Origin of the sequence: Streptomyces capillispiralis (genome assembly GCF_007829875.1) — a bacterium.
Taxonomy (GTDB): domain Bacteria; phylum Actinomycetota; class Actinomycetes; order Streptomycetales; family Streptomycetaceae; genus Streptomyces; species Streptomyces capillispiralis.
The window spans coordinates 4688627-4701190 of the sequence record NZ_VIWV01000001.1; the positions used below are offsets into that span (position 1 = coordinate 4688627).

Here is a 12564-nt window from a genome sequence, read left to right on the forward strand (position 1 = left end):
GCACACAAAAGAGACCCTCGGCGTCACTGCGGCCAAAGGTCCCCGTGGTGCAACAGGCGTTGATTCACCATACGACAGGACACTGCCGGATATGGAAGGACTTGAGAGATGGATCACAGGTTTCAGTGGAACCGTGATCACCCATTCGAAGGTCTCCTTCAGGATCGCACCCCACACTCTCAGGTCCGTACCAGCCTCCGCGGAGGTGAGAATCGGGTGAGCGGGAGGTAAGGACCGGGCTCGGCGATCACACCCCGGGCCCCGCCGCGGCGGGACTACCATCACTGCCATGACCCGTGTACTGCTCGCCGAGGACGACGCGTCCATCTCGGAGCCGCTGGCCCGTGCCCTGCGCCGGGAGGGCTACGAAGTCGAGGTGCGTGAGGACGGCCCCGGCGCACTCGACGCCGGAATGCAGGGGGGCGTCGACCTGGTGGTGCTGGACCTCGGACTGCCCGGCATGGACGGCCTGGAGGTCGCCCGCCGGCTGCGCTCCGAGGGGCACACGGTTCCGCTGCTGATCCTGACCGCGCGCGCCGACGAGGTGGACACGGTCGTCGGCCTCGACGCGGGCGCCGACGACTACGTCACCAAGCCGTTCCGCCTCGCCGAGCTGCTCGCCCGGGTCCGGGCCCTGCTGCGGCGCGGTGCCGCCGAACCCCAGCAGCCGCCCGCCACCCACGGGGTGCGCATCGACGTCGAGTCGCACCGGGCGTGGATGGGCGACGAGGAGCTCCAGCTCACCGCCAAGGAGTTCGACCTGCTGCGGGTCCTGGTGCGGGACGCGGGCCGGGTCGTCACCCGCGACCAGCTGATGCGCGAGGTCTGGGACACCACCTGGTGGTCCTCCACCAAGACCCTCGACATGCACATCTCCTGGCTGCGCAAGAAGCTCGGCGACGACGCGGCCAACCCCCGCTACATCGCGACCGTGCGCGGCGTGGGCTTCCGTTTCGAGAAGAGCTGAACCCCCGCCGGGGTTCGCCAGTGGGTAAGAGGACATGCGCCGCCGTCTGATCCAGTCCACGCTCGCCGTGGTGCTCGTCGTGATCGCCGTCTTCGGCGTCTCCCTGGTGATCGTCGAGACCCGCACGATCAGCGAGAGCGCCCAGGAGCGCGTGGAGTCCGAGGCGGTGCGGCTGGCCAGCATCGTCGACAGCCGGCTGATCGTCGAGGACCAGGTCACCGCCGAGATCCTCAGCGACCAGGTCACCGAGGACCGGTACGCCGTCGTCCGGATCCCCGGCAAGGCGCCCATCGAGGTCGGCAGCAAGCCGGACGGCGACGTCATCAGCGCCTCGGCACCGGGGGAGGAGGGCGAGACCGTCACCGTCCAGGAGCCGCGCTCCTCGGTGACCCGCGAGGTCGCCCGCACCCTGCTGATCATCGGTCTGGTGGCGCTGCTCGCGGTGATCGCGGCGGTGCTGCTGGCGATCCGCCAGGCCAGCCGCCTCGCCTCCCCGCTGACCGACCTCGCGGAGACCGCCGAACGGCTCGGGTCCGGCGACCCGCGCCCCCGCCACCGCCGCTACGGAGTCCCCGAGCTGGACCGGGTCGCGGACGTGCTGGACCGCTCCGCCGAGCGCATCGCGCGGATGCTGACCGCCGAGCGGCGCCTGGCCGCCGACGCCTCCCACCAGCTGCGCACCCCCCTGACCGCCCTGTCCATGCGCCTGGAGGAGATCACCCTCACCGACGACCCGGAGACGGTGAAGGAGGAGGCCACGATCGCGCTGGCGCAGGTGGAGCGGCTGACGGACGTGGTGGAGCGGCTGCTGACCAACTCCCGCGACCCGCGCACCGGCTCCGCGGTCACCTTCGACCTCGACGAGGTCATCCAGCAGCAGCTCGCCGAGTGGCGGCCCGCGTACCGCAGCGCCGGCCGCGCGATCGTCACCTCGGGCAAGCGCCACCTGCGGGCGGTGGGCACGCCGGGCGCGGTCGCCCAGGTGCTGGCGGCACTGATCGAGAACTCGCTGATGCACGGCGGCGGCACGGTCGCCCTGCGCACCCGGGTCACCGGCAACCAGGTCGTCGTCGAGGTCACCGACGAGGGGCCCGGCGTCCCCGCCGACCTGGGCTCACGGATCTTCGAACGGGCGATCAGCGGCCACAACTCCACCGGCATCGGCCTCGCCGTCGCCCGGGACCTCGCGGAGGCGGACGGCGGCCGCCTGGAGATGCTCCAGGCCAAACCGGCCGTCTTCGGCCTGTTCCTCTCCCGCACGCCCCCGGAGAAGTCCCGGGACGACGACACCCGCCAGACGATCCGCTGACGGCTGACCGCCCTCACCGCCGCCCGCCGGTTACGGCACGCGCTGCCTCGGGCGCCGTCCGCCGCCCCCGGTGACCGGACCGGACCCCGCCGCCGGTTCGCGCACCGGCAGCGCGCGGAACACCCACGAGCGGTAGGACCAGAAGCGGAACAGGGTCGCCACGCCGATGCCGAGGAACTTGAAGACGTTGCTCTGCAGCGGGCTGTCCCAGCCGAAGCCGTACGTCGCCGTGTAGAGCACGCCGTTCTCGATGACCAGGCCGATCGCGCTGAACAGCAGGAAGAGCGACATCTCCCGGGTGCGCCGGGACTTGTCGCGGTCCCGGTAGGTGAAGTAGCGGAAGCCGACGTAGTTGAAGATGATCGCCACGACGGTCGCGATGACGCTCGCCCGGACCACCTGGAGGTCGGTCGTCTGCCGGACCAGGTTGAAGACGCCCAGGTTGACCAGCACGCCGGCCCCGCCCACCGCGCCGAACTTGGCGAGTTCCCGGCAGAGTCGTCGGAGTCTGGACGAACCGCGTTCCATCGCCTGCGGGCTCCTGTCCGTCGGTTGCGTCAACGCAGCCATGCTAACCACCCCTCCGCGCGATCTTCCTGCGGACGAGGGCCACGGCCGCAGACCGTCCGGAAAGAGGCCGGTAAACCGGCCACTGTGGCTCGGCCGATACCCTGGGGGCGTGACGTTCCCCGTAGTCGGCATGGTCGGCGGTGGCCAGCTCGCTCGTATGACACACGAGGCGGGCATCCCGCTCGGCATCAGGTTCAAGCTTCTCAGTGACACTCCGCAGGATTCCGCGGCGCAGGTCGTCGGCGATGTCGTCATCGGCGACTACCGCGACCTGGACACGCTGCGCGAGTTCGCGCGTGGCTGTGACGTGATCACCTTCGATCACGAGCACGTGCCCACCGAGCACCTCAGGGCCCTGGAGGCGGACGGCATCCCCGTCCGGCCGGGCCCCGACGCGCTGGTGCACGCCCAGGACAAGGGCGTGATGCGCGCGCGGCTCGACGCGATCGGCGTGCCGTGCCCGCGGCACCGCATCGTCGCGGACCCGCAGGACGTGGCGGCCTTCGCCGCCGAGGGGGAGGGCTTCCCGGTCGTCCTCAAGACCGTCCGCGGCGGCTACGACGGCAAGGGCGTGTGGGTCGTCGACTCCGTCGAGGAGGCCGCCGAGCCGTTCAAGGCCGGCGTCCCGGTCCTCGCCGAGGAGAAGGTCGACTACGTTCGCGAGCTGGCCGCCAACGTCGTGCGCTCCCCGCACGGCCAGGCCGTCGCCTACCCGGTGGTGGAGTCGCGGCAGGTCGGCGGCGTCTGCGACACGGTGATCGCGCCCGCCCCCGGCCTCGACGACGCCCTCGCCCTCAAGGCCGAGCAGATGGCGCTGAGCATCGCCAAGGAGCTCGGCGTCGTCGGCCACCTCGCGGTGGAGCTGTTCCAGACCCGCGACGGCCGCATCCTCGTCAACGAACTCGCGATGCGCCCGCATAACTCCGGCCACTGGAGCCAGGACGGCGCGATCACCTCGCAGTTCGCCAACCACGTCCGCGCCGTCCTCGACCTCCCGCTCGGCGACCCCCGCCCGCGCGCGAAGTGGACGGTCATGGTCAACGTCCTCGGCGGCGACTACCCGGACATGTACTCGGCGTACCTGCACTGCATGGCCCGCGACCCCCAGCTGAAGATCCACATGTACGGCAAGGACGTGAAGCCCGGCCGCAAGGTCGGACACGTCAACACCTACGGCGACGACCTGGACGACGTGCTGGAGCGCGCCCGTCACGCAGCCGGATACCTGAGAGGCACGATCACCGAATGAGCCCTGCCCACCCGGCGCCCGACCACCACCCCTCCACGAGCGCCGACGCGCGCCCCTTCCCCTCGGTGGGCATCGTCATGGGGTCGGACTCCGACTGGCCCGTCATGGAGGCGGCGGCGAAGGCCCTCGACGAGTTCGAGATCGCCTACGAGGTGGACGTCGTCTCCGCGCACCGCATGCCCCGCGAGATGATCGCGTACGGCGAGCAGGCCGCGGACCGGGGACTGAAGGTGATCATCGCGGGCGCGGGCGGCGCCGCCCACCTGCCCGGCATGCTCGCCTCCGTCACCCCGCTGCCGGTCATCGGCGTCCCCGTGCCGCTGAAGTACCTCGACGGCATGGACTCCCTGCTGTCCATCGTGCAGATGCCGGCCGGTGTCCCCGTCGCCACCGTCTCCGTCGCCGGGGCGCGCAACGCCGGTCTGCTCGCGGCCCGCATCCTCGCCGCCCACGACGAGGAACTCCTCGGCCGCATGCGGGAGTTCCAGCAGGACCTGAACGACCAGGCCACCGAGAAGGGCAAGCGGCTCCGCTCCAAGGTCGAGGGCTCCGCGGCCGGATTCGGTTTCGCCAAGTGACCGGGGCGACGTCCGCGGACCGGGCCCGGGAGCTGCTGCGCGAGTTCCCCGTCGTCGACGGGCACAACGACCTGCCCTGGGCCCTGCGCGAGCAGGTCCGCTACGACCTCGACGCCCGTGACATCGCCGCCGACCAGGGCGCCCACCTGCACACCGACATCCCCCGGCTGCGGGCCGGCGGCGTCGGCGCGCAGTACTGGTCGGTGTACGTCCGCGCGGACCTGCCGGGCGCGGTGACGGCGACGCTGGAGCAGATCGACTGCGTACGGCGGCTGATCGACCGGCACCCGGCGGACCTGCGGGCCGCGCTCACCGCCGCCGACATGGAGGCGGCGCGCGCCGAGCGGCGGATCGCCTCGCTGATGGGCGCCGAGGGCGGCCACTCCATCGACAACTCCCTCGCCACCCTGCGCGCCCTGTACGCGCTCGGCGTGCGCTACATGACGCTCACCCACAACGACAACGTGGCGTGGGCGGACTCGGCGACCGACGAGCCCGGCGTCGGCGGCCTGTCGGCGTTCGGCCGGGAGGTCGTGCGGGAGATGAACCGCGAGGGCATGCTCGTCGACCTGTCGCACGTGGCGGCGACGACGATGCGGGACGCGCTGGACACCTCCGCCGCGCCGGTGATCTTCTCGCACTCGTCCTCCCGCGCCGTGTGCGACCACCCGCGCAACATCCCCGACGACGTCCTGGAGCGGCTGCCCGCCAACGGCGGCGTGGCGATGGTGACGTTCGTGCCGAAGTTCGTGCTCCAGGCCGCCGTCGACTGGACGGCCGCGGCCGACGAGAACATGCGCGCCCACGGCTTCCACCACCTCGACACCACCGCCGAGGGCATGAAGGTGCACCGCGCCTTCGAGGAGGCCCACCCGCGTCCCGTTGCCACGGTCGCCACCGTCGCCGACCACCTCGACCACATGCGCGAGGTCGCCGGCGTCGACCACCTCGGCATCGGCGGGGACTACGACGGCACCGCGTTCACCCCCGACGGCCTGAGCGACGTCTCCGCCTACCCGAACCTGATCGCCGAACTGCTCGACCGCGGCTGGTCGACGGCCGACCTGGCCAAGCTGACCTGGCAGAACGCGGTCCGGGTGCTGCGCGCGGCGGAGGACGTCTCCCGGGACCTGCGGGCGACCCGGGCGCCCTCCCACGCCACCCTGGAGTCGCTCGACGGCTGACCCGCGCCGACGGGCGGCCGGACGGGCACGTCGCCGCGCCGTACCCCCGAACGCCGCGTCCACCAGGAAGGACTCGGGGGCGGCGTGCGACGGTGGCCGTATCGCGATCACGCACCCAGGTCACGACGTACGGAGCCCGTTATGGCCGATCTCCAGGACGACCTGCACCCCGCCGCCGAGGTCGGCCGGGCCGACGAGCCCACCTCGCCGTACCCGGCGGAGGCGGTGGTCGTCGCCCCGGAGGAGTACGAGCCCGTCTCCGACCCGGACGACGCCCCGCTGACCCGCGCCCGCGCCGTCCTCGCCGCCCACCCCGTCGCCGACGGCTACAGCGGGCTGCCCTGGGCGCTGCGCCGGCTGCCCTGGTACGACCTCGACCTGGGCGAGAGCGCCGTCGACGCGGACCTGCCGCGGCTGCGGAAGGGACAGGTCGGCGCGGTGTTCTGGTCGCTGCACCTGCCCGAGGGGCCCGACGGCGACCGGGCCGTCGGCGCCACCCTGGAGCAGCTGGACCTGGCTAAGGCGGTGGTCGCCGCCCACCCGGAGGGACTGCGCCCGGCCCGCACCGCCGGGGAGACCGCCGACGCCCGCAACTGCGGCCGGGTCGCGGTGCTGTTCGGGCCCGCCGGAGCCGCCGCCCTCGGCGACTCGCTGAGCGTCCTGCGCTCCCTGTACGCCCTCGGCCTGCGCGTGCTCACCCTGACCGGCGCCACCTGGGCGGGACCCACCGGGCTGACCCGGTTCGGCGAGGAGGTGGTCCGCGAGATGAACCGGACCGGCATGATCGCCGACCTCTCGTACGCCTCCACCCCGACGATCCGCCGTGTCCTCACCGTCTCCAAGGCGCCGGTGCTGTTCAGCCGCTCCGGCGCCCGCGCCCTGCGCCCCCACCCGGCCAACCTCCCCGACGACCTGCTCACCGAGGTGGGCCGGGCCAGGGGCCTGTGCATGGTGCCGCTCACCGCCGAGCAGGCCGGCCCGACCGTCCGCGACGTCGCCGAGCACCTCGACCACATCCGCGCCCTCGCCGGGCCGGACTGCGTCGGCCTGTCCGGCACCTACGACACCGGCAGCGCCCACCCGCAGGAACTCGCCGACACCTCCTGCTACCCGAGGCTGGTCGCCGAGCTGCTGCGGCGCGGCTGGGACGAGTCCGAGGTGGCCCTGCTGACCTGGGGCAACGTCCAGCGGGTGCTGCGCGGCGCGCACTTCACCGCCCTGACGGCCCAGCAGCGCAGGCCCCCTTCGACGGCGACCATCACCGACCTGGACGGCTGACCCGCCGGACCGGCGCGCGGTCCGCCGTCAGGGCTGCTCGATCCGGCACAGGCAGAACGGATGCCCGGCCGGGTCGGCGTACACCCGGAAGTCCTTCGTCTCGTAGTCCTCCCGGTCCAGCACCCGGGCCCCCAGCGCCAGCACCTTCTCCTCGGCCGCGTCGACCTCCTCCCACGTCCCCCCGGCGTCGAAGTCGAGGTGGAACTGCTGGGAACCGTGGTCCGCGCGCGGCCAGTCGGGCGGGGTGTGTCCCTCCGCCCGCTGGAAGGCCAGCCGCGGGCCCGCGGGGATCTGGAGCACCACCCAGTCCGGGTCCTCCTCCTCGGGGACGCCACCGCCCACGGCCGCGTAGAAGACGGCCAGCTCCCGCGGGTCGGGGCAGTCGACGACGACGGAACGCAGACGGGCCACGGCGGCCATGCAATCCTCCCGGGGTCAGCAGGCACACAGGCAGAACGGGTGCCCGGCCGGGTCGGCGTAAACCCGGAAGGTCCGCGAGCGGTCCTCCGCGTCCAGCGGCCGCGCGCCGAGCGCCAGCACCTCCTTCTCGGCCGCGTCCAGGTCCTCGACGGTCAGGTCCAGGTGGAACTGCTGCGAGCGGTCGGCCGCCGGCCACCGCGGCGGTACGTACCCGGGGGCCGCCTGGAAGGCGATGACCGGGCCGCCGGGCACCTTGAGGTCCACCCAGTCGTCGTCCCCCTCCAGCGCGCCGCCCACGATCCCGGCGTAGAAACCGGCCAGCGCACGCGGGTCGGGGCAGTCCAGCACGACGGCGCCCACCTTGGCCATGGACATGGTCTCCTCCTAGAAGTCCGACAGCGTTACCCGTAGAGCCGGGTAACCGGTAACAGTTACCGTATGCTGCCCCACAGGAGGTAACGCCGCAAGGGGAATCGCGGAGTGCGGGAGGTACCGTCCAGGCATGAGTGAGAGATCGGCCCCGCCCGGTGCGCTGACCCTGGTCCAGGCCCTGGTCAACACGCTGGACGTCGAGACGGGCGGCGACGCGCTGGACACCGCCGAGGGCCGCGCGCCCTTCGGGCTCACCGAGGACACCGTCGACTCGGCCCGCGAACTGCGCGAGTCCCTGCGCGCGGCCCTGCTCGCCCACGCGGGCCACCCCCCGCACCGCGCGGTCACCCCCCTCGGCGACCTGCTCGCGCGGGCGCCCCTGGTGGTCACCGTCGACACCGCCGACGGCTCGGCCGCCCTCACCCCCGTCGACGACGGGCCGCTGCTCTCCCGCGTGGCCGCCGCCGTGGCCGAAGCGGTCACGGCGGGCACCTGGAACCGGCTGAAGGCCTGCGAGGCCGCCGACTGCCACTGGGCGTACTACGACCGCAGCCCCGCCGGCCGCGGACGCTGGTGCTCCATGCGGGTGTGCGGCGCCCGCGCGAAGATGCGCCGCTACCGGGCGAAGGAGGCGTAGCGCCGGTACGGCGGCTCAGGCCGCGGACGCGGGGCGGGGTGCCGTGGGGCTCCCGCGAACCGGTCCGCCGGACGGGGCCTGGCCGGCCCGTCGTCGCGCCCGGTGGGGCAGAATGCGGCGGGACGCCGGTTCGGCCGACTGAGCCTCGGCCGAACCGGCGTCGGACGTCGCCGCGGGGGTGTGTTCCTCAGGCGCCGGGGCGCCCCATCGCGCGGTAGCGCCAGCCGGCCCGCCGCCACGCCTGCGCGTCCAGCGCGTTCCGCCCGTCCAGCACCAGCCGGTCCGTCACGACCTCGCCCAGCTCCGCCGGGTCCAGCTCGCGGAACTCCCGCCACTCCGTCAGGTGCAGGACGACGTCCGCGCCGCGCACCGCCTCCAGCGCCGAGTCGGCGTACCCGAGGGTCGGGAAGATGCGGCGGGCGTTGTCCATGCCCTTCGGGTCGTACACCGTGACCTGGCCGCCCTGGAGGTGGATCTGCCCGGCCACGTTCAGCGCCGGCGAGTCGCGGACGTCGTCCGAGTCCGGCTTGAAGGTCGCGCCGAGCACCGCCACCCGCCTGCCCAGGAACGGCCCGCCGCCCAGCGCCTGCCGGGTCAGCTCCACCATCCGGCCGCGCTGGCGCATGTTGATCGAGTCGATCTCCCGCAGGAAGGTCAGCGCCTGGTCCGCGCCCAGCTCACCGGCGCGGGCCATGAACGCCCGGATGTCCTTCGGCAGACAGCCGCCGCCGAAGCCGATCCCGGCCCGCAGGAACTTCGCGCCGATCCGGTCGTCGTGGCCGATGGCCTCCGCCAGCTTCGCCACGTCCCCGCCGGTGGCCTCGCACAGCTCCGCCATCGCGTTGATGAACGAGATCTTGGTGGCCAGGAAGGAGTTCGCGGAGGTCTTCACCAGCTCCGCGGTCGGGAAGTCGGTCACCAGGAACGGCGAGCCCTCCTCGACCGGCGTGGCGTACACCTCCCGCAGCAGCTTCTCCGCCCGCTCGCCGCGCACGCCCACCACGATCCGGTCCGGGTGCAGCGTGTCCTGGACGGCGAAGCCCTCGCGCAGGAACTCCGGGTTCCACGCCAGCTCCGCGTCCTCCCCGGCCGGGGCGTGCTCGGCCAGGTAGGCGGCCAGCCGCTCGGCCGAGCCGACCGGCACCGTCGACTTGCCGACGACCAGCGCGGGGCCCTTCAGGTGCGGGGCGAGCGAGGCGATCGCGGAGTCGACGTACGACATGTCGCAGGCGTACTCGCCGTGCCGCTGCGGGGTGTTCACGCACACGAAGTGCACATCGCCGAACTCCCCGACCTCGGCCCAGTCCATGGTGAACCGCAGCCGCCCGGTCGACCCCTCGATCCCCGCGACGTGCCGCCGCAGCAGCTCGTCCAGCCCCGGCTCGTACATCGGGACCTCACCGCGCCGGAGCATGTCGATCTTCTCCGGTACGACGTCCAGGCCCAGCACCTCGAACCCCAGCTCGGCCATGGCCGCCGCGTGGGTCGCGCCGAGATAACCGGTGCCGATCACGGTGATCTTGAGGGCCATGGGTGCTCCAGGGGTCTACGGCGAGCAGTGCGGGCCCGAGCATATCCGGGGCGCGTGCCAGGCCCCCGCCCGGTGGCCCGGCCGCTGTCGTCAAGCTCACCTATCCACGACCGCGGGCGAAGCCCTAACATTTGAGTTACTTAACGGTAGTTAGCGTGACCAGCATCGCAGCGTTTTGGAGCGTGAGACACCTTGGCCGGATCGGCTGACTTCGACCTGTACCGCCCGTCCGAGGAGCACGACATGCTCCGTGACGCCGTCCGCTCGCTGGCCGAGGCGAAGATCGCGCCGTACGCCGCCGCGGTGGACGAGGAGGCCCGCTTCCCCCGCGAGGCCCTCACCGCGCTGGTGGCCAACGACCTGCACGCCGTCCACGTGCCGGAGGAGTTCGGCGGCGCCGGCGCCGACGCGCTCGCCACGGTGATCGTGATCGAGGAGGTGGCCCGCGTCTGCGCGTCCTCCTCCCTCATCCCGGCCGTGAACAAGCTGGGCTCGCTGCCGGTGATCCTCTCCGGTTCCGAGGCGCTGAAGAAGAAGTACCTGGGCCCGCTCGCCAAGGGCGACGCGATGTTCTCGTACTGCCTGTCCGAGCCGGACGCCGGCTCCGACGCGGCCGGCATGAAGACCCGCGCGGTCCGCGACGGCGACAGCTACGTCCTCAACGGCGTGAAGCGCTGGATCACCAACGCGGGCGAGTCCGAGTTCTACACGGTGATGGCCGTCACCGACCCGGAGAAGCGCTCCAAGGGCATCTCCGCCTTCGTGGTGGAGAAGTCCGACGAGGGCGTCTCCTTCGGCGCCCCGGAGAAGAAGCTCGGCATCAAGGGATCCCCGACCCGCGAGGTCTACCTCGACAACGTCCGCATCCCCGCCGACCGCATGATCGGCGAGGAGGGCACCGGCTTCGCCACCGCGATGAAGACGCTGGACCACACCCGCATCACCATCGCCGCGCAGGCCCTCGGCATCGCCCAGGGCGCCCTCGACTACGCCAAGGGCTACGTGAAGGAGCGCAAGCAGTTCGGCAAGCCGATCGCCGACTTCCAGGGCATCCAGTTCATGCTCGCCGACATGGCCATGAAGATCGAGGCCGCCCGCCAGCTCACGTACGCCGCCGCGGCGAAGTCCGAGCGCGGCGACAGCGACCTCACCTTCCAGGGCGCCGCCGCCAAGTGCTTCGCCTCCGACGTCGCCATGGAGGTCACCACGGACGCCGTCCAGCTCCTCGGCGGCTACGGCTACACCCGCGACTACCCGGTCGAGCGCATGATGCGCGACGCGAAGATCACACAAATTTATGAGGGCACGAACCAGGTCCAGCGGATCGTGATGGCGCGCAACCTGCCGTAACCCCGGTGGACCGAGACCGGAGGGTGCCCGGCGCCGGGCACCCTCCGGCCGTCATCCCCCGCGCGGGGATCCGGTGTCCGCCGGGTCAGCCGCAGTGGTCGTCGTAGTCGATCTGCAGGTAGTTGGAGTCGACCGCGCCGCCCCAGTCGACACAGGAGCCCGCGGCGTACTTGTAGATGGGCCCGGCGTAGTAGCTGTAGTAGCCGTCGTCGCGCTCGCTGGAGTTCCACACGGCGTCGTTTCTGGAGAGGCGCAGGGCGGCCTGCATGTACAGCGACGTGCCCGGGTAATTGCTGACGGTCACCACGCAGTTGTAGCCGGTGGAGCCGTTGTACGTGAGGTACACGGTCCCGTCGCCGACGTTCTTGGAGTCGATCACGCTGTACCCGGATCCGCAGCCACCGTTGTAGGCGGCGGCGGCCGCCGACGGCGCCGCCTGCGCGGTTCCCGTGGCGACCACCATTCCGGTGACCGTGGTGCCGAGCAGTGCGGCCACGGCGCCAAGTCGCTTACGGACATTCATGGTTGACCTCCATTGATTGCTGACCGGGGATGATCATTCCCTCGCGCGGCAATCCGAGAAACAGGCCGATATGTGAGCTGCGACATAGTGGCCGGTGGTGGTCTTGGGGCGGGGGGCGTAGGACGGAGGGACGGGGGCCGACCGCCGGTCCTCGCCGCCTCCCCGGGAGGAACCATGACCCAGCAGCAGCCCACGACCATGGAGCCGATGAGCAAGGAGACGCAGGACTGCGTCAACGCCTGCATGTCCTGCCACGGAGTGTGCGAGGAGACCATGAGCTCCTGTCTGCAGATGGGCGGCCAGGCCCAGATGCGGATCATGCGGGCGCTCATGGACTGCGCGGAGATGACCCGCATGTGCGCCGACATGATGATGCGCCGCTCGCCGCTGGCCAACGAGATGTGCATGATGTGCGCGCAGGCCTGCGACCTGTGCGCCGAGGCGTGCATGTCCCTGCCGGACGACGACCGGATGACGCGCTGCGCCGAGTCCTGCCGCCGCTGCTCCGAGACGTGCCGCGCCATGGCGGGCGCCACGATGTGACGCACCCGCCGGCACGACGGAGGGGCGCCCCGCGGCGGGACGCCCCTGCGCCG

14 protein-coding genes are annotated in these 12564 nt (G+C 72.2%); 9 read left to right on the forward strand and 5 right to left on the reverse strand.

From position 1 onward, the window contains the following. The first annotated feature begins 289 nt into the window (after window positions 1-289). Together FHX78_RS20400 and FHX78_RS20405 are read left to right on the forward strand one after the other, a co-directional pair. Window positions 290-967 carry a response regulator transcription factor gene (locus FHX78_RS20400; protein ID WP_145868867.1) on the forward strand — a complete coding sequence of 226 codons (678 nt, stop codon included), beginning with the start codon at window positions 290-292 and terminating at the stop codon, window positions 965-967. Between the two features lie 34 nt (window positions 968-1001). Beyond that, window positions 1002-2276 (forward strand): ATP-binding protein, encoded by a 1275-nt coding sequence (locus tag FHX78_RS20405; protein ID WP_145868868.1) that lies wholly within the window; start codon window positions 1002-1004, stop codon window positions 2274-2276. 30 nt (window positions 2277-2306) lie between these two features. Here FHX78_RS20405 and FHX78_RS20410 read toward each other — a convergent pair whose 3' ends face one another. Beyond that, complete coding sequence (locus tag FHX78_RS20410; protein ID WP_145872079.1) at window positions 2307-2804, reverse strand: GtrA family protein; 498 nt, start codon at window positions 2802-2804, stop codon at window positions 2307-2309. Between the two features lie 151 nt (window positions 2805-2955). On the opposite strand from FHX78_RS20410, the gene FHX78_RS20415 reads away from it, so the two are divergent. From FHX78_RS20415 to FHX78_RS20430, 4 genes are all read left to right on the forward strand, one after another. After that, window positions 2956-4095 (forward strand): 5-(carboxyamino)imidazole ribonucleotide synthase, encoded by a 1140-nt coding sequence (locus FHX78_RS20415; protein WP_145868869.1) that lies wholly within the window; start codon window positions 2956-2958, stop codon window positions 4093-4095. A 77-nt stretch (window positions 4096-4172) separates the two neighbouring features. After that, window positions 4173-4673, forward strand: coding sequence for a 5-(carboxyamino)imidazole ribonucleotide mutase (gene purE / locus FHX78_RS20420; RefSeq protein ID WP_145872080.1), 501 nt, complete (start codon window positions 4173-4175; stop codon window positions 4671-4673). Beyond that, on the forward strand, window positions 4670-5857 hold the full coding sequence (locus FHX78_RS20425) for a dipeptidase (RefSeq protein ID WP_145868870.1): 1188 nt from the start codon (window positions 4670-4672) through the stop codon (window positions 5855-5857). The genes purE and FHX78_RS20425 overlap by 4 nt, the downstream gene beginning before the upstream one ends. Before the next feature lie 141 nt (window positions 5858-5998). Continuing rightward, a complete protein-coding gene (locus FHX78_RS20430) occupies window positions 5999-7135 on the forward strand; it encodes a dipeptidase (RefSeq protein WP_145868871.1) in 1137 nt (378 codons plus the stop codon). A gap of 27 nt (window positions 7136-7162) precedes the next feature. Here FHX78_RS20430 and FHX78_RS20435 read toward each other — a convergent pair whose 3' ends face one another. Then, window positions 7163-7555: a VOC family protein gene (locus FHX78_RS20435; protein ID WP_145868872.1), complete on the reverse strand. Its 393-nt coding sequence runs from the start codon at window positions 7553-7555 to the stop codon at window positions 7163-7165. Between the two features lie 15 nt (window positions 7556-7570). After that, on the reverse strand, window positions 7571-7930 hold the full coding sequence (locus tag FHX78_RS20440; RefSeq protein ID WP_145868873.1) for a VOC family protein: 360 nt from the start codon (window positions 7928-7930) through the stop codon (window positions 7571-7573). Window positions 7931-8057: 127 nt separating this feature from the next. Here FHX78_RS20440 and FHX78_RS20445 point away from each other — a divergent pair, with 127 nt between their 5' ends. Continuing rightward, on the forward strand, window positions 8058-8564 hold the full coding sequence (locus tag FHX78_RS20445) for a CGNR zinc finger domain-containing protein (protein ID WP_145868874.1): 507 nt from the start codon (window positions 8058-8060) through the stop codon (window positions 8562-8564). Window positions 8565-8751: 187 nt separating this feature from the next. On the opposite strand, the gene FHX78_RS20450 is transcribed toward FHX78_RS20445, so the two are convergent. Then, window positions 8752-10095, reverse strand: coding sequence for a UDP-glucose dehydrogenase family protein (locus FHX78_RS20450; protein ID WP_145868875.1), 1344 nt, complete (start codon window positions 10093-10095; stop codon window positions 8752-8754). Between the two features lie 192 nt (window positions 10096-10287). On the opposite strand from FHX78_RS20450, the gene FHX78_RS20455 reads away from it, so the two are divergent. Next, a complete protein-coding gene (locus FHX78_RS20455; RefSeq protein WP_145868876.1) occupies window positions 10288-11445 on the forward strand; it encodes an acyl-CoA dehydrogenase in 1158 nt (385 codons plus the stop codon). A gap of 85 nt (window positions 11446-11530) precedes the next feature. On the opposite strand, the gene FHX78_RS20460 is transcribed toward FHX78_RS20455, so the two are convergent. Further along, a complete protein-coding gene (locus FHX78_RS20460; protein WP_229923874.1) occupies window positions 11531-11968 on the reverse strand; it encodes a spore-associated protein A in 438 nt (145 codons plus the stop codon). Window positions 11969-12142: 174 nt separating this feature from the next. On the opposite strand from FHX78_RS20460, the gene FHX78_RS20465 reads away from it, so the two are divergent. Continuing rightward, window positions 12143-12511 carry a four-helix bundle copper-binding protein gene (locus tag FHX78_RS20465; RefSeq protein ID WP_145868877.1) on the forward strand — a complete coding sequence of 123 codons (369 nt, stop codon included), beginning with the start codon at window positions 12143-12145 and terminating at the stop codon, window positions 12509-12511. The last annotated feature ends 53 nt before the right edge of the window (window positions 12512-12564 follow it).